This window comes from Hydrogenophaga sp., from assembly GCF_030373225.1.
In the GTDB taxonomy this organism is placed as follows: Bacteria; Pseudomonadota; Gammaproteobacteria; order Burkholderiales; family Burkholderiaceae_C; genus Hydrogenophaga.
The window spans coordinates 22,224-48,820 of sequence record NZ_JAUCZG010000002.1; the positions used below are offsets into that span (position 1 = coordinate 22,224).

The following is a 26,597-nucleotide window of genomic DNA, read 5'->3' on the forward strand; positions in this document are numbered from 1 at the left end:
CCCCGGGCCCGCGGGCTCATTTGGAAAACGCAACTCCACCCAGTGCGAACACCGAATTGGGCGCGTTGACGCGAATGGGCTTGACCACCGGTGCACTGGAAATGGCGCGCTTGATCATGGGAGCGTTTTCCACCACCACGCCTTTGGCGAGCTGTTCGTCCACCAGCGACTGCAGCGAGACAGAGTCAAGGAAGTCCACCATCTTGGTGTTCAGCGCGGCCCACAGTTCGTGCGTCATGCAGCGGTGCCCTTCGCCCAGGCAGTTTTCCTTGCCTCCGCACTGCGTGGCGTCGATCGGCTCGTCCACCGACACGATGATGTCGGCCACGGTGATCTCGCCCGCCTTGCGGCCCAGCGTGTATCCACCGCCTGGCCCACGCGTCGACTCGACGAGTTCGTGGCGGCGCAGCTTGCCGAACAACTGCTCGAGGTAAGACAACGAGATCTGCTGCCGCTGGCTGATCGCCGCCAGCGTCACGGGTCCGTTGTTCTGGCGCAGGGCCAGGTCAATCATGGCTGTGACCGCAAAGCGGCCTTTGGTCGTGAGGCGCATTTTCAAGCTCCTTAAATGTTGGCTTGACCGTCGTTGACTGGCCCAACGGGTATCACCCCTTGAACCCCTTCTCCGCCCACCCTGACCATTTCTGGTCGCTTCATCGAAGGCTTTCCCGACTGTTTTCGTCGAGTATATCTTAAAAGCCTACTGATTTGCTCAGCATCTTAATCCAAAAACTCTCTTTGTCTAGGACAAATGGAGTTTCAGACTAAAAAGAATAAAAAGAGACCAATCAGTCACTTTTGAGCACTTGTGCACAGAGTGAGACATGCCTCCGTGGGAAAACGTTCAGCCGAAAGGGAAAAAAGGGATGGGAAAAGGCGAACGCAACGCCGGCGCCTGGCCGACCGTCAGGCGATGTTGTCCACGCCAGACGCGCCGAAGACCGATGCCTTGAGCCGGCCCAACTGGTCGCGCACACCCGCCGCCTTCTCGAATTCGAGGTTGCGCGCGTGCTCCAGCATGAGCTTTTCCAGCCGCTTGATCTCGCGCGCCACATCCTTCTCGCTCATCTCGTCGATGCTGGCGCGGTGGGCACTGTCGGCGGCCAGGCGATCGGCTTCCTTGCCCGCCTTCTCGCTGTACACGCCATCGATCAGGTCCTTGATGCGCTTGTTGATGCTGCGTGGCTCGATGCCCATGGCCAGGTTGTGGGCCACCTGTCTGGCACGACGGCGGTTGGTCTCGTCGATGGCCTTCTTCATCGACTCGGTGATGCGATCGGCATACAGGATGGCGCGCCCGTTGAGGTTGCGCGCGGCGCGCCCGATGGTCTGGATCAGGCTGCGCTCAGACCGCAGGAAACCCTCCTTGTCGGCATCGAGGATGGCGACCAGGGACACCTCGGGAATGTCCAGGCCTTCGCGCAGCAGGTTGATGCCCACCAGCACGTCGAACGCACCCAGGCGCAGGTCGCGCAGAATCTCCACCCGCTCGACCGTGTCCACGTCGCTGTGCAGGTAGCGCACCTTCACGCCGTTTTCAGTCAGGTAGTCGGTGAGCTGCTCTGCCATGCGTTTGGTCAGGGTGGTGATCAGCACCCGCTCGTTCTTTTCCACCCGGATGCGGATCTCCTGCAGCACATCGTCCACCTGGTGGGTGGCCGGGCGCACTTCGAGCTCCGGGTCCACCAGGCCGGTGGGCCGCACGAGCTGCTCGACCACCTGGCCGGCGTGCGTCTTTTCATAGTCGGCCGGCGTGGCCGAGACAAACACCACCTGGCGCATGCGCTGCTCGAATTCGTCGAACTTCAGGGGCCGGTTGTCCAGCGCACTGGGCAGGCGAAAGCCGTACTCGACCAGCGTGGTCTTGCGCGCGCGGTCACCGTTGTACATGCCGCCGAACTGGCCGATCAGCACGTGGCTCTCGTCCAGGAACATCATCGCGTCCTTGGGCAGGTAGTCCGTCAGCGTGGATGGCGGCTCCCCCGGCAGACTCCCCGAAAGATGGCGGGAATAGTTCTCGATGCCCTTGCAGTGTCCGACCTCGCTGAGCATTTCCAGGTCGAAACGGGTGCGCTGCTCCAGCCGTTGCGCCTCCACCAGTTTGCCCATGCCCACCAGTTCCTTCAGTCGGTCGGCGAGCTCCAGCTTGATGCCTTCGACAGCGCTGAGCACCTGCTCGCGGGGCGTCACGTAATGGCTGCTGGGGTAGACCGTGAAACGCGGGATCTTCTGCCGCACCTTGCCGGTCAGCGGGTCGAACAACTGCAGCGTCTCGACTTCGTCGTCGAACAGCTCGATGCGGATCGCCATTTCCGAGTGCTCGGCCGGAAACACATCGATGGTGTCGCCGCGCACGCGAAACTTGCCACGGCTGAAGTCCTGCTCGTTGCGGGCGTACTGCATGCGAACCAGCTGGGCGATCAGGTCGCGCTGCCCCACCTTGTCGCCCACCCGCAGCGTCATCACCATCTGGTGGTAGCTCTCGGGCTTGCCGATGCCGTAAATGGCCGAGACTGTGGCCACGATGATCACGTCGCGCCGCTCCAGGATGCTCTTGGTGCAGCTCAGCCGCATCTGTTCGATGTGCTCGTTGATCGCGCTGTCCTTTTCGATGAACAGGTCGCGCTGCGGCACATAGGCCTCGGGCTGGTAATAGTCGTAGTAGCTGACGAAGTACTCGACCGCGTTTTTCGGGAAGAACTCGCGGAATTCGCTGTAGAGCTGCGCGGCCAGCGTCTTGTTGGGTGCAAACACGATGGCCGGACGGCCCAGCCGTGCAATCACGTTGGCCATGGTGAAGGTCTTGCCCGAACCGGTCACGCCCAGCAGGGTCTGGAACACCTCGCCGTCGTTCACGCCTTCGACCAGCTTGCGGATGGCTTCGGGCTGGTCGCCCGCGGGCGGATAGGGCAGGAACAGTTCGAACGGAGAGCCGGGAAACCGGACGAACTCACCCTCGGCGGGTGGCCCGTTGTCCACCTCAAGCAGCGGGGTCTTCGGCGGTTGGGGCAGTGTGATCGGGAGCATCGGCAGATTGTGCCGGATGGTCATCTTTGGCGCTGGTGCCGCTGGGGCGGGCCTGGCGAATCCCGGGCTTGGCCAGGATCTCCACATAGGCCTCGGCCGCGCCCTCTTTCGCCACGGCGTCCAGTCCTGCCATCAGGGCCGACAGGTGCACCACCTCGGCCGAATCTTTCGTCGCGCCGCAGCGGCAATCGAAGTCCAGAAAATCCACGCCGTCCGGCAGCTCGCGACGACGCTCGCGCTTGAGGTACTTGCGGATCTCGTGCTTGACGGCTTCAAGCACACGGTCGCGGTGACGGCCCTCTTGGGTCAACTGAAAGGTTTTTCGCATGGCAATCGGGCGCGCGGGCAGCGCGAAGTCGGGGAACAAGTCCGGGAATGAAGGGCGCGATTATGCGCGCCGGGGTATCCTGCGTCGCACATGACTCCCCGCGAACAACACCCCACGCCCGGCAAGGACGAGATCGCCCTGCTTGAACCGTTCGAGCGCCTCGGGCTCGACCGCATCGTGCTGGTGAACACCGCCGCACAGGCCCGGGAGGCCTGCGCGGCGCTGATCGACCATGCGGTCTGGGGTTTCGACACCGAATCCAAGCCCACCTTCTTCAAGGACCAGCTCTCCGACGGGCCGCACATCGTGCAGCTGGCCACGGCCCAGCGCGCCTGGGTGTTCCAGCTGTTTGATCCGGCCTGCCGCGACCAGGTGGCCGCCTTGCTCGCGGATGACCGCCACACCAAGGCCGGGTTCGGTCTGGGCGACGACACCCGGCGCATCGTGTCCAAACTGGCGGTGGAGCCCGCGGCCGTGCTGGAGCTCAACAGCGTGTTCCGGGAGCGCGGCTACCGCAAGGACATGGGGGTGAAGGGCGCGGTGGCGGTGCTGTTCAACCAGCGCTTCCTCAAGTCGAAAAAGGCCGCCACCTCGAACTGGGCCAACCCGCACCTGAGCGAAGCACAGCTGGTTTACGCGGCCAACGATGCCTACGCCGCCGCCCGTGTGTTCGATGCCCTGGGCCTGCGCTGAGACGCTGAGTCAGCGCCGGCGCAGCGGCGTGAGCAGGTCGCCCAGGCCGTTGTGGTCGATCTCGTGCATGAGCTGCAGCAGCCGACCCACCTCGCTGCGGGGAAACCCTTCTCGAGCGAACCAGTTGAGGTAGTTGCCGGGGAGGTCGGCGATCACGCGCCCCTTGTGTTTGCCGAACGGCATCTCCACGGTCAACAAGCGCTCCAGGTCTTCGGGTTTCATGGGTCACACAGGCGGCACAAAGGCCATCAAAAGTGGCGCCATGCTAACGCGGCATCGGTGTCCGGTCGCTGATACTTGTCGACATGCACCTGCAACGCACCATCTTCACCACGCCCGTCGTCAACACGGTGCTGCGCGCCTTCTCGATCGGATTTCTCAAGCTCACCGGATGGCGCATTGAAGGTGCCCTGCCCGCCCACGCCACCAGAAGCGTCCTGATCGCCGCACCGCACACGAGCAACTGGGACCTGCCCTACACCTTGATGGTGGCCTTCGCCCTTCGGCTCAACGTTCGCTGGATGGGCAAACAAGGCATCTTCCGCGCACCGTTTGGCGGCGTCATGCGCTGGCTCGGTGGCATACCGGTCAACCGCGAGCAGTCCACCAACCTGGTGGCCGCATCGGCCCAGGCGATCCGGGAGGCCGACGGTCCGCTGCAGTTGATCGTGCCGCCCGAGGGCACGCGCAGCAAGACGCGCTACTGGAAGACCGGCTTCTACTACATCGCCCGCGAAGCGCAAGTGCCCATCGTCATGGCCTACATGGACTATGCGAACAAGCGCAGCGGCCTGGGTCCACTGTTCGAACCCACCGGCGATGTGGACGCCGACATGGCCACCATCAAGGCCTTTTACGCACCGTTCAAAGGCAGGAACGCGGCGCAGTTCGAAACCGCGGACTGATTCCAGAAAGCGCGTCAGAGCGCCTGGGCCAGGCGGCCCACACCTTCTTCGATCTTGTCCAGACCCACGGTGGCGAAGCTCAGACGCAGCGTGGCGGGGTCCGGGTGACGCGCGTAAAACGGCGCACCGGGCACGAAGGCCACGCCCTTGTCGATCGCGCGCCTGGCGAGCTCGCCACCGTCCTGCAGCTGCCCGCGGGCGCCGGTGAGCCGGGCCCAGATGAACAGGCCGCCTTGCGGCTGGACGAATTCGATCGCGTCACCGAGCTCGCGCCGCAGCGCCTCGCCCATGGCGGTGGCGCGCTCGGCATAGACCTGGCGCACCCTGGCCAGGGTCGCGGGCATGCGCCCGGCCTTCAGGTACTGGGCGGCCGTGGCTTGCGCAAAGGTGCTGGTGTGCGCATCGCTGAACTGCTTGCACATGGTGGCCTTGGCGAGCAACTCGGCGGGCCCCACCATCCAGCCCACGCGCAGCCCGGGCGAGAGCACCTTGCTCAACGAACCACAATGCACCAGCAGCTCGCGGCTGCCCGGCACCTGGGCACTCAGGGCCAGCAGGCTCGGTGGCGGCGCCTCGCCGAAGTAGAGGTCGCCGTACGGGTCGTCCTCAACGATCAGCATGTGGTGCTTCACCGCCATCTCCAGCACGGCCCGGCGCCGCTCCAGGCTCATGAGCGCCCCACTGGGGTTGCCGAAGGTGGGAATGAGGTAGACGAACTTCGGTTGGTGCTCGGCAATGAGTTGCTCCAGCGCGTCGGTCTGCGTGCCATCTCCGTCCACCGGCACGGTGATGAGCTCGGCTCCGTAGAGACGGAAGCACTGGATGGTGGCGAGAAACGTCGGGCCCTCGACGATCACCTTGTCGCCGGGCGAGATCAGCGTCTTGCCCAGCAGGTCCAGGGCCTGCTGGCTGCCGGTGGTGACGATGAGATCGCTGGCCGCCACCTCGCGCACGCCCTTGGCGGCCATGAAGCTGGCGATCTGCTCGCGCAGTGGCGCATGGCCTTCGGTGGCGCCGTACTGCAGCGCGGCACCCGGCTCCTCGGTGAGTGCGGTGTTCACCGCATCGCGGATGCCCTGCACGTCGAACAGGGCGCTGTCCGGAAAGCCGCCGGCAAAACTGATGATGCCGGGCCTGCCCAGCAGCTTGAAGAGTTCGCGGATGGCGGAGGTTTCGACGTTGTCGAGGCGGGTGGCGAAGGGGATGGTCATGTCGGGGCGCTCTGAAGGACGAGCAGCGATGTTAGCAATTGCGACCGCGCAGACCATGGCGACGGACATTGCAGCGCGGCCCCGGTGTGCCGCCAAAGCCGCCCGTAAACTCGTCTGCATGAAACGCGATCAGATCGAGTCCTTCTTTGCCACCCTGCGCGCGGCCAACCCGCAGCCGCAAACCGAGCTCGAATACACCAGCGTGTTCGAGCTGCTGGCGGCGGTGCTGCTGTCGGCCCAGGCCACCGATGTGGGCGTCAACAAGGCCACGCGCAGGCTGTTCCCGGTGGCCAACACGCCGCAGAAGATCCTGGATCTCGGGCTCGAAGGGCTGGAGGGCCACATCAAGACCATCGGTCTGTACCGCAGCAAGGCACGCCACCTCATGCAGGCTTGCCGCATGCTGGTGGATCAACACGGCGGCGAGGTGCCGCGCACGCGCGAGGCGCTCGAGGCCCTGCCGGGCGTGGGCCGAAAAACGGCCAACGTGGTGCTCAACGTGGCCTTCGGCCAGCCGACCATGGCGGTGGACACGCACATCTTTCGCGTGAGCAACCGCACCGGCCTGGCGCCAGGCAAAAACCCGCTGGCGGTCGAGCGGCAACTGATGAAGCGGGTGCCGCCGGCTTACGCGGTGGACTCGCACCACTGGCTGATCCTGCACGGCCGCTATGTGTGCCAGGCACGCAAACCCCTGTGCCCGACCTGCGCGGTGTCGGCGTTTTGCGACTTCAAGGACAAGACCCGCGCCTGAGCCCCGGCTTCAGAGTTCGACCGAAACCCATCCGCCCGGCCCGGGCGCATCCTTCGGCCACTGGCTCGCTTCCCGGATGGTCACCCCGCCGCTGGCCACGATGTGCTGCACCGCCCGGATCACCCCGGCGTGCGTCACCCACACCACATCGTGGCTCCTGGCCGGACGCAGATCGCCAAGCGCCGCGGCCACCCGCTCCAGCAGCATCTGCGTGCTCTCGGCGCCACCGAAGCGGTGGTGTGCGAAGTCGGCCATCCACTCATCGAAGGCGCTGCGCGGCAGGTTGTCCCAGCGCTGCAGCTCCCAGCGGCCAAAGTCCATTTCGTTCAGGCGCGTGTCCATGCGCGCCGCGCCCAGGTCGGGCCGTTCGGCCTGCAGCGCTCCGGCCATCTGCTGCGCGCGCACCAGACCCGACACCCACACCGGCGTGCCCGGCGGTGGCAGGCTGGAGAAGGCCTGCGCCGCTTCGCGCGTGCGCCCCGCATCGGCCGGCACATCGCTCGCGCCGTAGCACAGGCCTTGGGGCAACAACACCGGGGCGTGACGCAACAGCCAGAGTTTCATGCGAGGAACAGGGCCAGCCCCAGGTAAAACAGCAGCTCGCACACCTGCTGCGTGGCGCCCAGACCGTCACCGGTGAAGCCCTGCAGGCGCCGCCGCAGCAGGCGCCACATCCAGGCCAGTCCGATCAGCGCGCCCAGCACCGCCTGCGCCCAGGGTGCGCCAGGCAGCAGCCAGACCACCAGCGCCATCGCCAGCAGCCACCACAGCAGGCCGGCGGCCAGACCGGCATTGCCGATGCTCTCGGCCAGCGGCTTGCTTTTCGACTGCGGTGTGTCGCCCACATGCGCCAGCGTGCGAATGACGAACAGCGGCATGGTGCGCGAGGTGACGTGTGCAGCGAACAGCGCCACCACCGCCAGCCACGCATCGACCTGGGCCAGCAAGGCCAGCAGCGCCACCTTGAACAGCACCGCGAGCAGCAGAGCGATCGCGCCGAAACTGCCGATGCGCGAGTCCTTCATGATCTCCAGCGCGCGGGTGCGCTCGGCACTGCCGCCGAGGCCGTCGGCAAGGTCGGCCAGCCCGTCTTCGTGAAACGCCCCGGTGAGCAGCACGCCGAACACGGTGCTGGCGATGGCCGCCACCCAGGGCGCGGCGGGCCAGGCCGGCAGCGCCAGCAGCAAGCCCCACAACACCGCTGCCGTGAGCCCGCCCACGATCCAACCCACCCCCGGGAAATGCGCCGCGCTCGCGCGCAACATGGCCGGGCTGAACCCCACCCAGTCAGCCAGCCGGCCCGTCACCGGGATGCGGGTGAAGAACTGCAGGGCGAGCAGGAAGTGCTGAAAAAAACCCTTCACCGACTCATCCCTCCGTTCGGGCCGAGCCTGTCGAAGCCTTCACCAACACCGTGGGAGGCCCTTCGACAGGCTCAGGGCGAACGGAAGTACCAGGCTCAGGGTGAACGGAGGTGTCTTCGCTCCTCGACACCCCCGCCGCCTCGAAGCTCGCCATCTCGCGCAGCAGCGCACACGCGCTCACCAGCAGCGGCCAGGCCAGCGCCGCGCCGGAACCTTCGCCCAGCCGCAGGCCCAGATCGAGCAAGGGCTCGGCCTTCAGGTGGGCCAGCATGAGCGCGTGGCCGCGTTCGCCGGAGCGGTGCGCGAACACGCAGCGCTGCAGGACCGGCGGCTGCAGGTGTGCGGCCACCAGCACGGCGGAGCTGGCGATGAAGCCGTCAACCACGATCACGCGCCGCTCCAGCGCGGCTTGCAGCACCGCGCCGACCAGCGTGGCGATTTCGAAACCACCCACAGCCGCGAGCGCGTCCAGCGGCGCCTTCGCGTCGGCGTGGCGCGCCAGCACCGCGCGCAGGATGACGATCTTGCGCTGCACCGCGTCGGCGTCCAGTCCGGTGCCGGCGCCGGTGACCTCGGCCACGTCGAGCCCGGCCAGGCGCGCCAGCAGCATCGACGCGGCCGAGGTGTTGCCAATGCCCATTTCACCGAGCAGCAAGGCATTGCCGGGCAGACCCGTCAAGACCTCTCTCCCGTTGGCGATGGCCTGCGCGCACTGCGCCGCGCTCATGGCCGGGCCTTCGAGCGCGTCGGCCGTGCCGTGCGCCACCTTGCGGATCAACAGGCCCTCCCGATGGGCGAAGTCGTGCTTCACGCCGCAGTCCACCACCGTGAGGCCGATGCCGTGCTGGCGGGCGAGCACGCTCACTGCCGCGCCGCCGGCGAGGAAGTTCTCCACCATCTGCCAGGTCACGTCGCTCGGGTAGGCCGACACGCCCCGCGCGGCAAGACCGTGGTCGCCCGCGCAGACCAGCATCTGCGGCGACAGCATCACCGGCTCAGCAGTGCCCAGGACCAGGCCGATGCGCTGCGCCAGCGCCTCGATGCGCCCCAGCGAACCCCGCGGTTTGGTCTTGTTGTCCAGCGTGTGCTGCAGTGCGCGGGCCAGTTCGGGTTGGGTGATGTCGGGAATGTGCGTGTTCATGGCCGGGGTGCGATGAGTTGCTCGAGCGCGCCGGGCTCGAAGTGGGTTTCAATGAAGTCGGCCAGTCCGTCGAACACGGTCTCCAGCGTGGGTGCGGCGGCTCCAAACAAGGCGTGCAGCACGCGCGGGTCTTCGAACAGGCCGTGCAGGTAGATGCCGAGCACGTTGCCCGCTGCGTTCTGCCAGCCCAGGCCGCCGGGCAGCACCTCGCGTGCGAGGTCGCCCCCCGCCGCCATGGCCGGGTGTTGCACGGTCCGGCCATGGTGGATCTCGTAACCCGCAGCGGTCACGCCCGTGAGCGCGCTCCACAGGCCCGTGAGTTCGCCGAACGCGGTTTGCGTGTGGCGCACGGTTTTCTCCAGCTCGAACTGCGTGACCAGCGGCAGCAGGCCCAGGCCAGGGGCGTTGCCGTCGATGCCGTGCGGATCGATGAGCGCCTCGCCGAGCATCTGCAGCCCGCCGCACACGCCCAGCACCGCTCCGCCCTGCGCCGCATGGGCCGCGATGGCGCGATCGAGCCCCTGTGTGCGCAGCCAGGCCAGGTCGGCAGCGGTGGCCTTGCTGCCGGGCAGCACGATCCAGTCGGCACCCACGCATTCGGCCGGCGTGCGCGCCCAGACCACGCGCACGCCCGGCACGTTCCTGAGCGGCTGGAATTCGTCGAGGTTGCTGATGCGCGGGCAGGCCATGACCACCACCGTCTTGCTCACGGCGCCGGATGCGTGCGTCCTGTCGTCAAACACACCATCCTCTTCAGGCAAGCCGTGTTGCCACCACATCGGCAGCGTGGCCACCGTGGGCACGCCGGTGAGGTCCTGCAGCATCTGCGGCGCCGGCGCGAGCAGGCTGGCGTCGCCGCGGAACTTGTTGAGCACGAAGCCGTGGATCAGCGCGCGCTCCTGCGCCGGCAGCAAGGCCCAGGTGCCGTAGAGGTGGGCGAAGGCACCACCGCGGTCGATGTCGGTCACGAGCAGGCAGCGCGCCTTCGCATGCAGCGCCACCCGCATGTTCACGATGTCGCTGTCATGCAGGTTGATCTCGGCCGGCGATCCCGCGCCTTCGATCACCACCACGTCGTTCTCTTCGCGCAGTGCATCGAGCGCTGCGGCGATCTGCGGCCACACATGCAGGCTTCGATCGCGCCAGGGCATGCGGGAGAGTGCATCGTTCACCCGCCCCATCAACACCACCTGGCTGCGCGTGTCGGTCTCGGGCTTGAGCAGCAGCGGGTTCATGCGAACGTCGGGTTCGGCTCGTGCCGCGAGCGCCTGGAAGTACTGGGCCGAACCGATCTCACCGCCGAGCGACCGATTTTCCGCCGGGCCGCCCCAAGGAAAATCAGCCCCCTCGGGGGGCAGCGACCCGCGTGAGCGGTGGAGCGTGGGGGCCACAACCCTGGCGTTGTTGCTCATGTTCTGCGCCTTGAACGGCGCCACCTTCAGGCCGAGCCGCGCGCAGTGCCGGCACAGCGCGGTGGTGAGCCAGCTCTTGCCGGCACCGCTGGTCGTGCCCAGCACCATCACGCAGCGTGCGGACATGGCCTCAGGCGCGACGGGCTCGCAGGCCCAGCCCGGCGAGCAGCGCCATGTCGGCCGCCACATCGGGGTTGCCCGTGGTGAGCAGCTTCTCGCCGTAGAAGATGGAATTGGCGCCGCCCAGGAAACACAGGGCCTGCACCGCGTCGCTCATCTGCTGGCGCCCGGCCGACAGGCGCACACGGGCGCGCGGCATGGTGATGCGGGCCACCGCGATGGTGCGCACGAACTCCAGTGGATCGAGGTCGGCCTGGTCGCCCAGCGGCGTGCCCTGCACCTTCACCAGGTTGTTGATCGGCACCGACTCGGGGTAGTCGGGCGCGAGGTTGGCCAGCTGGGCCACCAGCGCGGCGCGCTGTCGGCGCGACTCGCCCATGCCCACGATGCCGCCACAGCAGACCTTCACACCTGCGCGCCGCACGCGCTCCAGCGTGTCCAGCCGGTCCTGGTAGTCGCGTGTGGTGATGACCTCGCCGTAGAAATCGGGCGCGCTGTCGAGGTTGTGGTTGTAGTAGTCCAGACCGGCGTCGCGCAAGGTCTCGGCGTGGCCGTCGTTCAACATGCCCAGCGTGGCGCAGGCCTCCAGGCCCACGTCCTTGACGGCGCGCACCAGTTCGGCCACGGCGTCCACATCGCGGTCCTTGGGCGCGCGCCAGGCCGCGCCCATGCAGAAGCGCGTGGCGCCGGCCTGCCTCGCACGCTGCGCGGCTTCGCGCACGGCGTGCACGCCCATCAGCTTGCCGGCCTCCAGGCCGGTGTCGAAATGCACCGACTGCGGGCAGTAGCCGCAGTCTTCGGGGCAGCCACCGGTCTTCACCGACAGCAGGGTGGCCAGCTCGACCTCGGTCGGGTCGAACTGTTCGCGATGCACGCTCTGGGCGCGGTGCATCAGTTCGGAAAACGGCAAATCAAACAGCGCGGCCACCTCGTCGACCGACCAGCGTTCGGTGCTGGCGGTGGCGGGGGCAGGACGGGGGACAAGGCGCACGGGTTGTTCGTTCAGGCTGGTCGTGGTCATGGCGGTCTTCTTTCAGAAACGGGGATTCTCGTCGAGCGGGTCGGCGGCCCGAGCACCGGGCTGCGGTCGACCATGCTTCATCGGGGCAGGGCCACCCACTGGTCACCCAGCGGGTGGATAACCACACGGTGATCGAACACTTCCTCCAGTGCCCGGTGGGTCCCGGCGTCTTCGCAGGCGCCCTGGTGGACCACCCGCCCATGCGCCATCACCACCATCTGGTCGGCGTGCAGGGCCATGCCGATCTCGTGCAGCACGCTCACCACTGTTCTGCCTTGTGCGACCAGTTCACGCACCAACAGCAGCCAGTCGGCCTGGTGCGGCGGGTCCAGGTTGGCCAGCGGTTCGTCCATCAGCAACACCTGGGCGTCCACCGCGAGCAGGCGCGCCAGCAACACGCGCTGGCGCTCGCCGCCAGAGAGGGCGCCCAGCGGGCGCTCGCGCCAGTCCCAGGCCTGTGTGGCACGCAAGGCCTGCTCCACAGCCGCACGGTCCGCGCCCGACGGCGCGGCCAGCCAGGACTGGTGCGGCAGGCGCCCGAGCATGGCCACATCCCAGACGCTGAGGTCGTCCGCACCCTGCTCGCCCTGCCCCAGCCAGGCCAGGCAGCGCGCACGCTCTCGCCCGCGCCACTGCGCCAGGGGCCGCTCCAGCAGCCGCACCTGGCCGCTGTGGGTCAGCAGACCGGCGAGCGCCTTGAGCAGGGTCGACTTGCCGGCGCCGTTGGGTCCGACCACGCTGGTCCAGCGCGCTGCAGGAAAACCCACGTCGATGCCATGCAGCACGGGCGTGCCGCCCAGCGCCACGCCCACCCCGAGGGCTTGCAGGGCGAGCTTCACAAAAAGCCTCCGGGGCGGCGCCGCCTGTGCATCAGCCAGAGCAGGTAGCTGCCGCCGAGCACGGCGGTCAGCACCCCCACCGGCAGCTCCTGCGGCGCGATGATCCAGCGCGCGAGCACGTCGGCGGCCATGAGCAACAAGCCCCCCATGAGGGCGCTCAACACAATCAGTCGGCCGTGGGTGGTCTTGACGATGGATCGCACCAGGTGCGGCGAGGCCAGGCCCACAAAAGCGATCAGGCCGGTCTGTGCCACCGCTGCGCCGGTGGCCAGCGCCAGCACCGCCACCAGCACGCCGCGCACCGCCGCCAGCGGCAGACCCAGGCTCAGGGCCGTGGCCTCGCCCAGGGCCAGTCCGTCAAGCACCCGTCCAAGCAAGGCAGCCAGCAGCACCGCCAGCCACAACATGGCCGCCATGACGCCGCACGCCGCCCAGCCCACGAAACCCGTGCTGCCGAGCATGAAGCCCTGCATGGCCTGCAAGGTGTCGGGCGAGGCGATGGTGACGAGGTCGCGCGCTGCGCCCAGCACCACGCCCACGATCACGCCCGCCAGCAGCAGGCGAAGCGTGTGTTGCACGCCCCTGGCCAGCGCCAGCGTGAGCGCCACGCCGAGCACCGCCCCCGCGAAGGCGGCACCGGTCAGACCCAGCCGCACCAGCCATTGCGTGGCGAACGGGGACGCGCCGAACAAGGCCAGTGCCAGCGCCACGCCCAGCGCTGCGCCGGAAGCGCTGCCCAGCAGGTAGGGATCGGCCAGCGGATTGCGGAACAGGCCCTGCGCCACCGCGCCGGCCAGACCCAGCAGCGCGCCGGCCAGCCAGGCGCCGAGCGTGCGCGGCAGGCGGATGTCCCAGAGGATCTGCCAGGCCACCGGATCGTGCCGCGCACGCAGCACGCTCTCCAGACCGGTGCTGCCCACGCCGGCGCCCAGCACCAGCAGCAGGAGTGCGCCCAGCAGCAAGGCCGAACCGAGCCACCAGCTGTGGCGCGCACCGCTCACCGCAGGCCTCGCCCGTTGATGCAGCGCGCCATGATGCGGGCCGCCTCGGCCATGCGCGGTCCGGGGCGCACCAGCACATCGGACTCCGCTTCCGTGAAGACGCACACGCGCTGTTCGCGCAGCGCGCGCAAGCCCGCCCAGCCCGGACGCTCGGCCAGGCCCTGCGCCTGGCGCGCGCCGATCATGAGGAGGTCGGGGTTGGCACGCACCACGTATTCCGGGTTGATGCGAGGGAAAGGCCCCAGCTCGGGCGTGAGGATGTTCTGCACGCCCAGTCGCGCCATCAGTTCACCGATGAAGGACTGGGTGCCGGCGGCATAACCTCCGGTGCTGACCTCGTAATACACGCGCAGCGAGCGCGCAGCCGGCGGCAGCGACTGTGCGGCAGCCAGCACGCCGGCATCGATGGCGCGCCAGAGGCGGTCGGCGTCGGGCACCTCCAGCAGCTGGCCCAGCCGGCCCATGACACGCTGCGCATCGGCCGAGTTTTTGGGCTCCAGGGCCAGCACCTTCAGGCCCAGCGACTCCAGCCGCTGCACGCCGCGCGAAGAAGCGGCCATCAGCACCACGTCGGGCCGGAGCGCGACGATCGCCTCGATGTTGGGGTCGATGCCGCCGCCGGCCTGCGGCAGCCGGCGCACCGATGCGGGGTGGTTCGAATAGCGATCCACACCGACCAGCCGGTGGCACTGGCCGAGCTCGCACACCGTCTCGGTCAGCGAGGGCAGCAGCGACACGATGCGCTGCGGCGACTGCGCCAGCGTCACCGTCACGCCGCGGTCGTCGGTGATCTGGATGCCGGCGGCCTGCAACGCGCCGGTCCACAGCCACAGGGCGGCGGCACAGAGCCGAAGCGCGGTCAAGGCCGGGGTCATGACGGTGCCTTCAAGCTCAGTGGCAGGCCGGCGGCCATCAGCGTGACCCGCTGGCAGAGACCCGCCACCGACTGGTTCAGGGAGCCCAGCGCGTCCACGAAGGCGCGCACATCGCGGCCCATCGGAATCACACCCAGGCCGATCTCATTGCCCACCAGCACCAACGGACCCCGGGCCTGTTCGATCGCGCGACACAGCTCCTTGATGGGCGCGTCCGCATCGAGCGGCGCGCCCTGCGCCGGCATGAGCAGGTTGGTCAGCCACAGCGTGAGGCAGTCCACCACCACCAGGGTGTGTGGCGCGCTGTACCGTTGGACCACCTCGGCCAGCGTCAGCGGCTCCTCGATCGTGAGCAGGCCGGGTACGCGCTGCCTGCGATCGCGTTTGTGTCGCTCGATGCGTTCGCGCATCTCGTCGTCCCAGGCCTGGCCGGTGGCGATCAGCACGGCGCGGTGCGCCACGGTGGCGTCCAGCCACCGCCGGGCGATCGTTTCGGCGCGGCGCGACTTGCCGCTCTTCTGGCCGCCGAGAATGAATTCGCTGCTCATGCCGACTCCCCGCCGCCGGGCCGCCCCAAGGCGGGGGCGGCCCCCTCGGGGGGCAGCGCACCACCCGCAAGGGGAAGCGTGGGGGCGCTGTTTTCCATCCATTCGGAAACGATGCGGTGCATCTGCGCCACGCCGTCGGTGAGGGCCGCCGGGCCCGGCTGCAGGATGTCGGCCGACTTGATCTCGAACAGCTGCCCGGTCTTCACCGCCGCCACGTCCTGCCAGCCGGCGCGCGCAGCCACCTTTTCGGGCCGGAACTTCTTGCCACACCATGAGCCGATGACGATGTCCGGGTTGCGGCGCACGATCTCGGCGCCGTCCGCAATAATGCGGTCCTTGCCCAGCGACTGCCTGGCGAGTTCGGGAAAAACGTCATCGCCCCCGGCGATACCGAGCAACTCGGAGACCCAGCGGATGCCGCTGATGTGCGGCTCGTCCCACTCTTCGAAAAACACGCGCGGGCGACGTTTGCCCTGCGCCTGCAGCGTCTGCACCGACTGCCGCAGGGTATCGAGCTGCACCCGGTTGTGCTCGATCCAGGCCAGGCCCTCGTCGGCACAACCCACCATGGCCGCCACCTGGAACAGCATGCCGTGGATCTCGTCCACGCTGCGCTGGTTGAACACCGTCACCTGCACGCCGGCGCGGATCAGCTGCGCCGCGATGTCGGCCTGCAGGTCGGAGAATCCGAACACGCAGTCGGGCTGCAGCGCGAGGATCTTGTCGATCTTCGCGCTGAGAAAGGCACTGACCCTGGGCTTTTCTTCGCGCGCCCGGCGCGGCCGCACCGTGTAGCCCGAGATGCCGACGATGCGACGCTCCTGCCCCAGCAGGTAGAGCCACTCGGTGGTCTCTTCGGTGAGACAGACGATGCGTTGGGGGCCGAGGCTGGTCGAGGTCATGGCAGCATCAGAAGGACACACGCAGGGCGGCGGTGAAGGTGCGACCGGCTTCAGGGTAGATCGCCGTGGCCTGGCCAGCCGTGCACCGGAAAGCCTGGGTGTAGAAGTCGCGGTCGAACAGGTTGTTCACGCCAAGCGACAGCTCCATGTTCTTCACCTGCACCGCGTAGCGCGCATCCGCCGTGGTGTAGGCCGGCATGCGGCAGGCGTTGGCGAAGTCGGGATGCTGCGAGCCGACGAAGTTCAAACCACCACTGACCCGGTGGCCGGCCAGCGGCACCCAGTCGGCGCGCAAGGCCAGGGTTCGCCGCGGCGCCAGGGGCACGTCGCTGCCGCTGTACGGTCCGTCTCGGAAGGTGGATCGCCGCAAGGCCAGTTTCGCCCCGAGCTTGAGCCCGGGGGCGACCTTCCAGTCCGCATCCAGCTCCAGCCCGATGCGTCGCGTCGGGTCGAAATTGATGTTGGCGCCATTGAAACCAAAAGAGGAGCTCGGCCCCACCGCGTTCGGGTCGTATCCGATTTCGTCGGTGATCGCGCTGCGGTACAGCCGCGCCTCCAGCCTCCATGCGCCTTCGCTCCAGCGCACACCACTCTCCAGATCGCGCGAGGTCTGCGGGCGGATCGGCACCGCTGGACTGGTGAAGCTGAATTCATCAACGTTGGCCAGCCGGTAGCTGGTGCCAACCCGGGCCCACACCGTGGTTCGGGGGTCCAGGGGCTGGCTGACACCGAGCTCCCATGCACGGAGCCGGTCGTTCAGGCGGTCCGCTCCGTTGCGGGCACGCTTGTCGAAGGATTCGGTGCGCAAGCCGGCCGACCAGCGTGTGCCGCCCGCAAGGGTGATGTCGTCCCTCACGTACCAGGCACGGGTGGTCTGCCGCGCCTCGCTGTTGCTCTGGCTCACCCGGGTCCAGCGTCCACGGTCATGACCCAGCACAAAAACATTGGCATGGCCGGCCAGGGGAGCGCTGTGCCGGGCCCGCAACCCGGTTTGCCGGGCATCAATGTCGTAGCCAAAACGGAAACCGCCTTGCGTGGTGTCCAGCCGCTTCTCGCGCCAGCCCGCATCGGCGGCCAGCTGCCAGTTCCCCAGCAAGGCCTCGGCGAAGGCGCCGGTTCGTTCATTGCGGACGGCAGCAAAGTCGTCGGGCGTGAAGCTGAGTGCCGGATTGTCCAGGTACTGCTGGGCCGTGAGCGGGCCCGGCAGGCGTCCGTCCAGCGAATCACGACCATGGCGCAGGCCGACGCGCACACTGTCGCCCGACCACTGGGCCGTGAGATCCGCTCCATCGCTCTCAGCCCGGAAGTTGTCCCGGTGGTTGTCCGATTCACGGCGCTGAGCGGAAAGATCGAGCGAAAAACCGGCCGAGGAAACCGTGGCGTTGGCGCGCAGCTCACGCAGATCGTTGGAGCCCAGCGCGCCATAGACCGAGGCCTGGTTGCGCCGTTCCTTGCCCATGCCCGCCTTGGTGGTGATCACGATCACGCCGCCAGAGGCGCCTTCGCCGTACAGGACGGCCCCGGTGCCGCGCAGCACCTCGATGCGTTCCACGGCATCGATGGGAATGCCGGCCAGACGGGTGCCTCCGAGGTCGGCTTCGTTGAGACGAACACCGTCAAGCACCACCACCTGGTTGCTGTCGGACGTGGCGCCAAAACCGCGAAGGTCCAGCGCATAGTCGCCACCGCCATACGAGTCCTGCCGGCCCGGCACGCCGAGCAGACGCATCACGGCCTCGTTGACGGTGCTTGCGCCCGACGCACGGATCTCGTCGGCGGTGATCACGCTCACTCCCAGCGGCAACGAGGCCAGCGATTCAGCGAAGCGGGTGGCGGTGACCACGGTCTCGGGCAGGTTGCTCGAAGCAAGGGTCTGGGCGTGGGCTGGCCATGCGGCCAGAACGGCCAGCGGCAGCGCGGCCAGGGGCGCGCGCAGTTGTCGGATTTTCATGATGAAGAAACAAGAGACAAAGCCCTCACCGCCTTCCCCGACGGTGCCTGAGCGTCACGGTGGCTCGCCGGTTGCCGGACGCACCACCACCTTGTTGGCCGGTATCCGGGCTGACAGAACAACCTTCATCGCCTTCCCAGACGACAGGGGAGTCGTCCAGTGGCTGCGTGATGAAAGCGGAGTGGCCCGATCTGCGTCAGGTCTCTCGTCTGCTTACCGTTGCGGGGGCAGCGCAGGTTAGGTTCGCCCTTGTGGACTCGCCCTCCTGCTTCCCGTTGAACTGCGGCATGTGAACCACACCGCGAGCACCAACAGGCGGCATTCTAAGCCGCAGGCCCCGGGGCCAACCCTACAATGCGAAAACTTCGAGTCTTCACCATGGCCGACAACAAGCACCTGGACCAGATCACCGAGCGTGTCGAGCGCCTGCTGTTGCGGCATGAAGAACTGCAACGCACCAACGCCCTGCTGGTTGACCAGGTGCACACGCTGCAGGCCGAGCGCGATTCGCTCAAGTCCCGATTGATGGCCGCACGCGCCCGAATCGACGCCCTGCTGGAACGCCTGGCGCCCCCACTGGTCGACGCCGACCGCGCACCGACCGATGGCCACAAGGAGCGCTCATGAACCCGATGCCGGCTCGCCACAGCACAGCTCGCACCACCCTGCGATGCATGGAGGTTTCCCCATGATCAAGCCCGGCAGCAAGCAGATCGAAGTCCAGATCATGGGCCAGAGCTACCTGCTCTCGTGCCCACCCGGTGGTGAGTCCTCGTTGCTCGACGCGGTGGAACGCGTGGACACCGCCATGTGCCGCATCCGCGATGCCGGCAAGGTCAAGGCGCGCGACCGCATCGCGGTGCTGGCCTCCCTCAACCTGGCGTTCGAACTTTCGCAAAGGGAAGCCGAGCGGCTCGAAGCCGAGAGCTTTCAGGCCTCGTCGTTCGGCCAGCCCGAGAACAGCGCGTTTGCCGAGGCCGGGGGCGGGTTCGACCACGACCCGCTGGATGCGCACACACAGGCGCGCGTGGACGAACTCATGCGCCGCCTGGACCAGACGCTCGACAAGGACGGCCGACTGCTCTGAGCACATCGGGCACCGTCCGTCACTGCGACTTCTTTTCTTTTTCCTTTGCCCGTCCGGGCCGCGCACAGCACCTACAATTTGCCTGTCTGCAGTGCGCGCCGGGCTTTATATTTCCTTGAACCAATGCTCATAGAGCCCGGGCTTGGTACATTGCGTGGCTGGCGTGAGCGTCTCGCGTCAGACGATCCCGAAGCCACGCTGCCCTTGCCCACCTGAACCCCGGTTCAGGATGCCGGTCCGGCGGCACTTGCAGACACCTTTCATGCCTTTTGATTCCCTGTTGATCCTTGAGTTGGCCGTGCTCGGCCTGTGTACCGGTTTTCTGGCCGGCTTGTTGGGAATCGGTGGAGGCATGCTCATGGTGCCCTTCATCACCTTCATCCTCTCGACCCGGGGTGTGGAGGCCGATCTCGCCGTCAAGATGGCCATCGCCACGTCGATGGCCACCATCATCTTCACCTCCGTCTCCAGCGTACGCGCGCACCACAAGCGCGGAGCCGTTCGCTGGGACATCGTCAAAGGTCTCGCACCCGGCATCGTGCTGGGCTCGATGATCGCCAGCCTGGGCGTGTTCGCCCTGCTCAAGGGCAGCTGGCTGGCCTTCTTCTTCGCCGGCTTCGTGAGCTTCTCCGCCACGCAAATGCTGCTGGACAAAAAACCCAAGCCCACGCGCACCATGCCCGGCACACCCGGCATGGTGGGTGCCGGTGGCGTCATCGGCTTCCTCTCCGGTCTTGTCGGTGCAGGCGGGGGTTTCGTCAGCGTTCCCTTCATGACCTGGTGCAACGTCACCATCCACAACGCCGTGGCCACCAGCGCCGCGCTCGGCTTTCCGATCGCGCTGGCCAATGCGCTGGGCTACATCGTCGCCGGCCAGAACGTGCAGAACCTGCCCACGGGCGCGATCGGCTACATCTACCTGCCTGCGCTGGTCGTGATCGCCAGCGTGAGCGTGCTGATGGCGCCACTTGGGGTCAAGGCGGCGCATGCACTGCCGGTGAAGTCGCTCAAGCGCGTGTTCGCGGGCCTGCTCTACATGCTCGCGGCCTACATGCTCTACAAAGGCTTGACCGCCTAGCAGGCCGCGCTGGCGCTGAAGCCGGTTCAGGTCAGCGCGCGGTCGGCCACCACGATGCCGTCTTCATCGGCATACAACCAGTCCCCCGGGCGCACCCACACGCCCTGAATCTGCACGGCCACATCGCGCTGGCCCTCGTTGCGCTTGTCGGTGGGCAGCGGCATGGACGCCAGTGCCCGGATGCCGGTGGCGCACGCGGCCAGTTCCGCCACATCCCGCACGCAACCGTCGATCAGCACCCCGGCCCATCCGTTGCGCGCAGCGGCCGCACCCAGGTTGCCGCCCAGCAATGCGCGCCGCAATGAGCCGCCACCGTCCACCACCAGCACGCGACCCTCTCCCGGGCTGTCCACGGCCGCCTTCACCAGCGAGTTGTCCTCAAAGCACTTCACCGTGACCACGGGCCCACAAAAACGCTGCACGGCACCAAAACGGCGGAACACCGGCGGCAGCACACGAAAAGCGCCGGAGCTGTCGCTCTTGTGAACGTCGCACAGGTCACAGGTGGCAAAAGAAGAGGTGTTGGTCATGGTGATTTCTCTTGAAAAGGGATTTGCGCACAGCGCCCAAGGCTGCGCCGCATTGGAGCAGATGCGCCCGCAAGCCCCGCAGCGCTTGGCGCCGGGCGCATCGAAGTGTTGTTTTCGTCGCCAAAAAGCCGCGCATCCCCGCTGAAAACGGAGAAAAAACCGCGCCGCCCTCCTTGGATTGCCTGGGCATCTCCATTAGCATCCGAGACACCAGTGTGAAAGCGCGTTTTCCGCTGGGAACAATTCCACTTCTAGAAGGAAATTCAACCATGGCAACTGCGAAAAAAGCTCCCGCTAAAAAAGCGGCTCCGGCCAAGAAGGCTGCGGCTCCGGCCAAGAAAGCTGCTCCAGCCAAGAAGGCTGCTCCAGCGAAAAAAGCCGCCGCGCCTGCGAAGAAGGCTGCGCCTGCGAAGAAAGCTGCTCCGGCCAAGAAAGCCGCTCCAGCGAAAAAAGCGGCACCCGCCAAGAAGGCCCCTGCCAAGAAGGCCGCTCCCGCCAAGAAGCGCACCCCCAACGCTGCATTCATGAAGGCACTGACCCCCAGCGCCGCCCTGGCTGCCATCGTGGGCGCGAGTCCCCTGCCACGCACCGAAGTCACCAAGAAGATCTGGGACTACATCAAGAAGAACAAGCTGCAGGACTCGGTCAACCGTCGCATGATCAATGCCGACGCCAAGCTCAAGGAAATCTTCAAGAAGGCCCAGGCCTCCATGTTCGAGATGACCAAGCTGGTCAACGACCACCTGAAGTGATCCGGGCTCCCGCACCTTGAAGGGTGCGACCTCTTGCAAAGCCGACGCCAGTCGGCTTTGCTGTTTTTTGCCTGTCGCAGCAACGGCATTCGATGTCAACTGTGAGAAACTGCAACGCACCCCGCATACCCCTACCGGCATGAACAGCAGCCCCTCACCCTCCCCTTCCGTTCAGGCTGACGTTGGGACACAGGTGTCTCTTCCCCCGCTGCCTCAGCAACGCCACAAGGTGGTGCTGGTGATGGATCTGGTGGAGTCGGTGCGCCTGATGGCGGCCAACGAAGCAGCGGTGGTGAACCAGTGGCGCGGCTTCGTGCACCACGCCACCCAGATCGTGTTGCCGGACTGCAAGGGCCGTCCGGTCAAAAGCCTGGGCGACGGCATGCTGGTGGAGTTTGACCACCCCACCGATGCGGTGCGCGCCGCGCTCAGGTTGCACACATACTTTGCCCCGCTCAATGAGACCTTGCCCGCGAACCAGCGCCTCCATCTTCGGGCCGGTCTCAACGCCACCAACCTGTACGCGGATGAAAACGACGTTTATGGCCACGGGGTGAACCTGGCAGCACGGGTGGCCGACCTCGCAGCCCCGGGCGAGACCATCATCACCGCCAGCATCTTTGACGGCATCGTGGTGGGCATGGACGCCGAGGTGGAAGACCGAGGCGAAAACTATCTCAAGCATTGGCCGGAGCCGGTGCGCACCTGGGCCATCCACTCCGTCACTGCAGGATCGTCTGCGATCCGTTCCCAGGTGCCCGAAGGCTCCGCGCTGGACTTCCGCCCTTCCATTGCGGTGGTGCCGTTCGAGACACGCAGTCACGCGGCCGAGCAGTTCGTGATTGGCGAACTCATCGCCGACGGCGTGATCGCCCAACTCGCCCGCAGTCCCGACCTGCGCGTGATCTCGCGCCTGTCCACCACAGCCTTCCGCGGCCGCACCTCGTCTGCGGGCGAGATCGGTCGGCATCTGGAGGCCACGTTTGTCCTGGGTGGCAGCTACGTGACCTACGGCGACAAGGTCGTGATCATGGCCCAGCTGACCGACAACCGCCGTGAAGAAGTGATCTGGGCCGATCGGCTCAATGGGGACGTGCGCGACCTGATGGAAACACAGAGCGAGTTGCTGGACGCGCTGTGCTCGGCCTGCTCCAGGGCACTGCTGAACGACGTGGTGCAGCGAACCCTGGTGCTGCCCTTGCCACAGCTGGACAGCAACGCCCTGCTGCTGGGCGGCATCACGCTGATGCACCGCTCCACGCCGCGCGACCTGCAGCGCAGCCACCAGTTGCTGGAGGCGGTGGTGGAGCGCCACAAGCGGGTGGCCACGCCCTGGGCCTGGCTGGCCAAGTGGCACATCATGCAGGTGGTGCAGGGCCTGTCGGCCGAACCGGCGCGTGATTTCAAGCGGGCCATCGACACCGCCGACCGTGCACTCGATCTGGAGCCTGCCAGCTCGCTCGCGATGGCGATCAAGGGACATGCGCTGTGCCACCTCGGAGAAGACGTCGAAGCCTCGCACCGGCTGTTGCAGGAAGCCACGCAGAGCAACCCCAACGACCCGATGGCCTGGCTGTACAACAGCGTGTGGTCAACGATGTGGGGCACGCCCGAGGACTCGATGGTGGAGGCAGAGAACGCCCTGCACCTGTCGCCGCTGGACCCGCAGAAGTACTACTTTGAAATGATGCTGGCCACCAGTTGTGCCTCCATGGGCCAGTGGGAAAGAGCCGTGAACATCTGCCGCTCGTCCCTCATGAAAAACCGCTACCACCTGCCCACCATCCGGTGCCTGATCGTGGCGCAGCTGGAGAGTGGCGGTCTCGCCGCCGCCCGGGAGTCTTTCGAGCTGATGCGCACCCTTCAACCCGATCTGACGATCACGAAGTACATGGCGGCGGGCGGGCACAGCCCCCTGCGCAAACGTGTCGCCAGCGCCCTGACCCAACTGGGTCTCCCGGTTCACTAATTGCCAAGGAGTTGATATGAGCGGAGGCATGAGCGGAGGCATGAGCGGAGGCATGAGTGGCGGCATGAGTGGCGGCATGAGTGGAGGCATGAGTGGAGGCATGAGCGGAGGCATGAGCGGCTCCATCGTCTCGGCCGACGCCCTGATCCTGAACCGGGCCGCCATCGTCGGCCCGTTCAGCGGCGCGGTGCTGCATGTCAACGAGCCGGCTTTTGACCAGGCCGCCAACCTCGCCCTCTGGACCGATGGGCCACGCATCGAAGCGTGTTTCACCCAACTGGTCGAAGGGCTGCTGTTCAAGACCGATGGCAAGCCAGGGAAAGCCGCGCTGGAGTTCGCCAACCTGCAGGCCCGCAGCATCCAGCCCAAGCGACTCGTGACGCTGCGCGCCCCGACCGGGGCGCAGTTCAGAAAACAACTCGACCTCGTGGCCGCCTACGCAGACCTGCGGGCGGACCGCGGCGCAGAGATCGTGGACCAGCAGGCCCCACCGATGGCCTTCTGGTCTTCCATGCTGGGTCTGACGGCGCACCGCCACAAGAAGACCTTGCAGCTGATGGACCTGGCGTTCTCGCTCAGCATCTTCGTGGAGATGCGCTTCAAGCACATCTTCGCCAGCCTGCGCCCGGTGGCGATGTCGCCCCAGATCCAGCCCATGATCGAGACCCCGGGGCACGGCAGCTGGCCCAGTGGCCACGCCACCGAAGCCTTTGCTGTTGCCGTGTTGCTGGAAGCGCTGCTCAATGCCGCATCCAGCAGGAACGGCAGCCCCAACGGCACCGAGTGCCACGAACAACTGCAGCGCCTGGCCGCGCGCATCGCCACCAACCGGGTGGTGGCCGGTGTGCACTTTCCGGTGGACAGCGCGGCGGGCCGCCTGCTCGGCACGGCACTGGCCGAGTTCCTGGTGGCGCGCGCCACCGGCACCAAGGTGCACGAGCGCGGCTTTGACGGCCGCCTGTTTGAAGGCCCCGGCGGAGAGCCGCTGGACTTCAGCCTGCACCAGTCGATGGACCACACCAGCGGCCACGCCTACACACGGTCGGCCAGCAACACGGGGGTGGGCAGCGCGCCCCTGGTTGCCTGGCTCTGGAAGGAAGCACTCAAGGAATGGGCGTGAGAGCCATGCAGTGCGCAGCACGCAGAGATCTCGAATGAGCGCGGCTTGGTCCCCGTTGCCCGGCGGCGAATTCACCGGCATTCACTGGAGCGCGCCGGGCGCCATCGACGGGCAAGACCCCTACCTGGCCTGGGCCGAAGCCGACCGGTTCGCGGGCTACCGCGTGGCACCCAAAGGCAAGCCGCCGAAGTGGTTGCCCATCGTCATCGAACTCACACCGGGCGCCAGCGTGCCGGCGCTGGTGCAGGCCTCGAACGTCAAGTGGCTGCAGATACCGCGCGTGTACCTCAACCTGCCTGGGCTGCGCTTCTGCACCGCGCACGCGAAACCCAGGTTCTTCGAGAGGCTGCGTTCCGACCCGCTGTTGCGCAGCCTGATCCAGCGCTTTGAGCTGGGCCTGCCGGTGGGCCACCACACCCAGCCGATCCACGACCCCTGCACGCCGGGCTCGCACCCCGTGGTTGTGCCCGACCGCCTCAGTGGCCAGGTGCTGGGACTGATCGACGGTGGACTGGCCTTTGCGAACCAGGCGTTCCTCAACGCCCGGGGCCGCACGCGCGTCAAACACTTCTGGCGGCAGGACGACACACAGGATGGCAACTGGACCGGCAACGAGCCGCACCACCAGACCCCGCTGGACCCGGCCCGCGCCGGCCCGCGGCCGCACGACATGGGCTATGGCCACGAGCTCTCGGGCGCTGCCATCAACGCCGCCATGGTCACGTACACCCGCGGGGGTCGGCTGGACGAAGACGCGCTCTACCAGCACCTCCAGCTTCGGGACCTGGGCAAACCCGTCAACCACGGCACCCACGTGATGAGCCTGGCCTGCGGCAAGGGCAACCTGTTGAACCCCCAGGACGACGAGGCCAGCCGCTGCGTTCTGATCGCGGTGCAGCTGGACTGGGCCAACGTGCTCGACACCTCGGGCGGCGCCATGAACGTGAGCGTGCTCGACGCGCTCATGTACATCCTGGCGCGCTGCACGCCGCAAGCCCGACTGGTGGTCAACATCAGCTGGGGCACGCTGGCCGGGCCGCACGACGGCAGCTCCATCCTGGAGGCCGCGATGGACCAGCTGATCGATCTCGGCGAAGGGCGCTTGCAGGTGACGGTGCCCGCAGGCAACGCCTACCAGAGCCGCACCCACGCCAACGCCACGCTGGCACCCGGTGCATCGCTGCCCTTGCACTGGCGGCTGCAGCCGGACGACCGCACACAAAGTTTTCTGGAAATCTGGATACCCTGCGGGGCACAGGGCATGGCCATCAGCGTTACGCCCCCGGGCCATGCGCAGCCTCTGCCGCCGCTGCACAAAGGCCAGTCTGGCTTGTGGGTGGATGCCGCTGGACGGCCGCTGTGCGGCCTGGTGTTTCCGAACGACTCGGCCCTGGGCACTGGCAGCACCTGCGCCCTGCTCGCGCTGGCACCCACCTTCAGCCACAACCGCAAAGCGGTCACCGCGCCTTTCGGCTCGTGGCAGGTGACGCTCACCAACAGCGGCACCGAGCCGGTGGTGTTCGACGCCTGCGTGGAGCGCGACGACGTGGCGCTGGGCCAGAACACCGGCGCACGGCAGTCGTACCTGGAAGATGCGTGGTACGACACCAGCGGCAACATCGGCAGCTTCGTCGACCACCCGGACAACCCCACCCCGATCCGCCGCAGCGGCACCTTCAACAGCCTGTCGACCGGGCAGAACACGGTGAGCGTCGGCGGCACCCGCCAGCAGGCCTCGCCCGGCGCACACTTTGCGCTGTATTCCCCGCGCAAGCCCGACCCGGACGCGAGCCGCCCGCAACGCGCGGGCGTGAAGAAAGTGCCCGACACCCTGGCCCCAAGCGATGACAACCCGGCGCTGTGGGGCGTGCTGGGTGCCGGCAGCCTCAGCGGCAGCGTGGTGCGGCTCGCGGGTACCAGCTCGGCGGCGCCGCTGGAAGCGCGGCGCCTGATCAACCGGACCTGAGCC

The 26,597-nt window shown here is 67.2% G+C and carries 27 protein-coding genes, 1 other RNA gene and 1 riboswitch; of the genes, 11 read left to right on the plus strand and 17 right to left on the minus strand.

The genetic code is table 11. From position 1 onward, the window contains the following. Positions 1-16 precede the first annotated feature (16 nt). From iscR to QUV35_RS01405, 3 genes are all read right to left on the minus strand, one after another. Entirely contained in the window at positions 17-553 is a 537-nt protein-coding gene (gene iscR / locus QUV35_RS01395; RefSeq protein ID WP_300870348.1) for a Fe-S cluster assembly transcriptional regulator IscR, read from the minus strand. Positions 554-906: 353 nt separating this feature from the next. After that, on the minus strand, positions 907-3,027 hold the full coding sequence (uvrB, locus tag QUV35_RS01400; RefSeq protein WP_300870349.1) for an excinuclease ABC subunit UvrB: 2,121 nt from the start codon (positions 3,025-3,027) through the stop codon (positions 907-909). After that, positions 2,981-3,355 (minus strand): DUF6172 family protein, encoded by a 375-nt coding sequence (locus tag QUV35_RS01405; RefSeq protein ID WP_300870518.1) that lies wholly within the window; start codon positions 3,353-3,355, stop codon positions 2,981-2,983. The genes uvrB and QUV35_RS01405 overlap by 47 nt, the downstream gene beginning before the upstream one ends. 90 nt (positions 3,356-3,445) lie before the next feature. Here QUV35_RS01405 and QUV35_RS01410 point away from each other — a divergent pair, with 90 nt between their 5' ends. Next, the gene (locus QUV35_RS01410) at positions 3,446-4,048 is read left to right on the plus strand and encodes a 3'-5' exonuclease domain-containing protein 2 (RefSeq protein WP_300870350.1); all 603 of its coding nucleotides are present in this window, start codon (positions 3,446-3,448) and stop codon (positions 4,046-4,048) included. 9 nt (positions 4,049-4,057) lie between these two features. Here the strand turns inward: QUV35_RS01410 and QUV35_RS01415 are convergent, their stop codons facing one another. Then, the gene (locus QUV35_RS01415; RefSeq protein ID WP_159605578.1) at positions 4,058-4,270 is read right to left on the minus strand and encodes a DUF3820 family protein; all 213 of its coding nucleotides are present in this window, start codon (positions 4,268-4,270) and stop codon (positions 4,058-4,060) included. An 89-nt stretch (positions 4,271-4,359) separates the two neighbouring features. On the opposite strand from QUV35_RS01415, the gene QUV35_RS01420 reads away from it, so the two are divergent. Continuing rightward, positions 4,360-4,953 (plus strand): lysophospholipid acyltransferase family protein, encoded by a 594-nt coding sequence (locus QUV35_RS01420; RefSeq protein WP_300870520.1) that lies wholly within the window; start codon positions 4,360-4,362, stop codon positions 4,951-4,953. Between the two features lie 14 nt (positions 4,954-4,967). Here QUV35_RS01420 and QUV35_RS01425 read toward each other — a convergent pair whose 3' ends face one another. Then, entirely contained in the window at positions 4,968-6,158 is a 1,191-nt protein-coding gene (locus tag QUV35_RS01425; protein WP_300870521.1) for a PLP-dependent aminotransferase family protein, read from the minus strand. A gap of 124 nt (positions 6,159-6,282) precedes the next feature. Here QUV35_RS01425 and nth point away from each other — a divergent pair, with 124 nt between their 5' ends. Further along, the gene (gene nth / locus QUV35_RS01430; RefSeq protein WP_300870351.1) at positions 6,283-6,918 is read left to right on the plus strand and encodes an endonuclease III; all 636 of its coding nucleotides are present in this window, start codon (positions 6,283-6,285) and stop codon (positions 6,916-6,918) included. Positions 6,919-6,927: 9 nt separating this feature from the next. On the opposite strand, the gene QUV35_RS01435 is transcribed toward nth, so the two are convergent. The 11 genes from QUV35_RS01435 to QUV35_RS01485 form a co-directional block, all read right to left on the minus strand. Continuing rightward, positions 6,928-7,482: a histidine phosphatase family protein gene (locus tag QUV35_RS01435; RefSeq protein WP_300870352.1), complete on the minus strand. Its 555-nt coding sequence runs from the start codon at positions 7,480-7,482 to the stop codon at positions 6,928-6,930. Then, positions 7,479-8,282 carry an adenosylcobinamide-GDP ribazoletransferase gene (locus QUV35_RS01440; RefSeq protein ID WP_300870353.1) on the minus strand — a complete coding sequence of 268 codons (804 nt, stop codon included), beginning with the start codon at positions 8,280-8,282 and terminating at the stop codon, positions 7,479-7,481. The genes QUV35_RS01435 and QUV35_RS01440 overlap by 4 nt, the downstream gene beginning before the upstream one ends. 4 nt (positions 8,283-8,286) lie before the next feature. Beyond that, entirely contained in the window at positions 8,287-9,423 is a 1,137-nt protein-coding gene (cobT, locus tag QUV35_RS01445) for a nicotinate-nucleotide--dimethylbenzimidazole phosphoribosyltransferase (protein WP_300870354.1), read from the minus strand. Then, the gene (locus tag QUV35_RS01450; protein WP_300870355.1) at positions 9,420-10,961 is read right to left on the minus strand and encodes a cobyric acid synthase; all 1,542 of its coding nucleotides are present in this window, start codon (positions 10,959-10,961) and stop codon (positions 9,420-9,422) included. The genes cobT and QUV35_RS01450 overlap by 4 nt, the downstream gene beginning before the upstream one ends. A 4-nt stretch (positions 10,962-10,965) precedes the next feature. Continuing rightward, complete coding sequence (bioB, locus tag QUV35_RS01455; RefSeq protein ID WP_300870356.1) at positions 10,966-11,976, minus strand: biotin synthase BioB; 1,011 nt, start codon at positions 11,974-11,976, stop codon at positions 10,966-10,968. Between the two features lie 77 nt (positions 11,977-12,053). Then, positions 12,054-12,815 carry an ABC transporter ATP-binding protein gene (locus QUV35_RS01460; RefSeq protein WP_300870357.1) on the minus strand — a complete coding sequence of 254 codons (762 nt, stop codon included), beginning with the start codon at positions 12,813-12,815 and terminating at the stop codon, positions 12,054-12,056. After that, positions 12,812-13,816, minus strand: coding sequence for an iron ABC transporter permease (locus QUV35_RS01465; protein ID WP_300870358.1), 1,005 nt, complete (start codon positions 13,814-13,816; stop codon positions 12,812-12,814). The genes QUV35_RS01460 and QUV35_RS01465 overlap by 4 nt, the downstream gene beginning before the upstream one ends. Further along, the gene (locus QUV35_RS01470; protein ID WP_300870359.1) at positions 13,813-14,691 is read right to left on the minus strand and encodes an ABC transporter substrate-binding protein; all 879 of its coding nucleotides are present in this window, start codon (positions 14,689-14,691) and stop codon (positions 13,813-13,815) included. The genes QUV35_RS01465 and QUV35_RS01470 overlap by 4 nt, the downstream gene beginning before the upstream one ends. Then, entirely contained in the window at positions 14,688-15,239 is a 552-nt protein-coding gene (locus QUV35_RS01475; protein WP_300870360.1) for a bifunctional adenosylcobinamide kinase/adenosylcobinamide-phosphate guanylyltransferase, read from the minus strand. The genes QUV35_RS01470 and QUV35_RS01475 overlap by 4 nt, the downstream gene beginning before the upstream one ends. Beyond that, the gene (locus tag QUV35_RS01480; protein WP_300870361.1) at positions 15,236-16,141 is read right to left on the minus strand and encodes an ABC transporter substrate-binding protein; all 906 of its coding nucleotides are present in this window, start codon (positions 16,139-16,141) and stop codon (positions 15,236-15,238) included. The genes QUV35_RS01475 and QUV35_RS01480 overlap by 4 nt, the downstream gene beginning before the upstream one ends. 7 nt (positions 16,142-16,148) lie before the next feature. Then, the gene (locus tag QUV35_RS01485) at positions 16,149-18,092 is read right to left on the minus strand and encodes a TonB-dependent receptor (RefSeq protein ID WP_300870362.1); all 1,944 of its coding nucleotides are present in this window, start codon (positions 18,090-18,092) and stop codon (positions 16,149-16,151) included. A 78-nt stretch (positions 18,093-18,170) separates the two neighbouring features. Next, a riboswitch (cobalamin riboswitch) is annotated at positions 18,171-18,420 on the minus strand. A 50-nt stretch (positions 18,421-18,470) separates the two neighbouring features. Between QUV35_RS01485 and QUV35_RS01490 the strand changes: the two genes are divergently transcribed. The 4 genes from QUV35_RS01490 to QUV35_RS01505 all read left to right on the plus strand — a co-directional run bounded on the left by QUV35_RS01490 (position 18,471) and on the right by QUV35_RS01505 (position 20,257). Continuing rightward, positions 18,471-18,719, plus strand: coding sequence for a DUF904 domain-containing protein (locus QUV35_RS01490; RefSeq protein WP_300870363.1), 249 nt, complete (start codon positions 18,471-18,473; stop codon positions 18,717-18,719). 61 nt (positions 18,720-18,780) lie between these two features. Next, positions 18,781-19,179 carry a cell division protein ZapA gene (locus tag QUV35_RS01495; RefSeq protein ID WP_300870364.1) on the plus strand — a complete coding sequence of 133 codons (399 nt, stop codon included), beginning with the start codon at positions 18,781-18,783 and terminating at the stop codon, positions 19,177-19,179. Positions 19,180-19,259: 80 nt separating this feature from the next. Next, positions 19,260-19,439, plus strand: a non-coding RNA gene (gene ssrS, locus QUV35_RS01500) — 6S RNA. A 2-nt stretch (positions 19,440-19,441) separates the two neighbouring features. Continuing rightward, positions 19,442-20,257 (plus strand): sulfite exporter TauE/SafE family protein, encoded by an 816-nt coding sequence (locus tag QUV35_RS01505; RefSeq protein ID WP_300870365.1) that lies wholly within the window; start codon positions 19,442-19,444, stop codon positions 20,255-20,257. A 26-nt stretch (positions 20,258-20,283) separates the two neighbouring features. On the opposite strand, the gene rraA is transcribed toward QUV35_RS01505, so the two are convergent. Beyond that, positions 20,284-20,787, minus strand: coding sequence for a ribonuclease E activity regulator RraA (gene rraA, locus QUV35_RS01510; protein WP_300870366.1), 504 nt, complete (start codon positions 20,785-20,787; stop codon positions 20,284-20,286). 269 nt (positions 20,788-21,056) lie between these two features. Here rraA and QUV35_RS01515 point away from each other — a divergent pair, with 269 nt between their 5' ends. The 4 genes from QUV35_RS01515 (at position 21,057) to QUV35_RS01530 (ending at position 26,594) form a co-directional block, all read left to right on the plus strand. After that, positions 21,057-21,539, plus strand: coding sequence for an SWIB/MDM2 domain-containing protein (locus tag QUV35_RS01515; protein WP_300870522.1), 483 nt, complete (start codon positions 21,057-21,059; stop codon positions 21,537-21,539). Positions 21,540-21,732: 193 nt separating this feature from the next. Next, positions 21,733-23,508 (plus strand): hypothetical protein, encoded by a 1,776-nt coding sequence (locus tag QUV35_RS01520; protein WP_300870367.1) that lies wholly within the window; start codon positions 21,733-21,735, stop codon positions 23,506-23,508. A 16-nt stretch (positions 23,509-23,524) separates the two neighbouring features. Next, positions 23,525-24,628, plus strand: a complete 1,104-nt coding sequence (locus QUV35_RS01525; RefSeq protein ID WP_300870368.1) for a phosphatase PAP2 family protein — start codon at positions 23,525-23,527, stop codon at positions 24,626-24,628. 34 nt (positions 24,629-24,662) lie between these two features. Continuing rightward, positions 24,663-26,594 carry a S8 family serine peptidase gene (locus tag QUV35_RS01530; RefSeq protein WP_300870370.1) on the plus strand — a complete coding sequence of 644 codons (1,932 nt, stop codon included), beginning with the start codon at positions 24,663-24,665 and terminating at the stop codon, positions 26,592-26,594. Positions 26,595-26,597 lie beyond the last annotated feature (3 nt).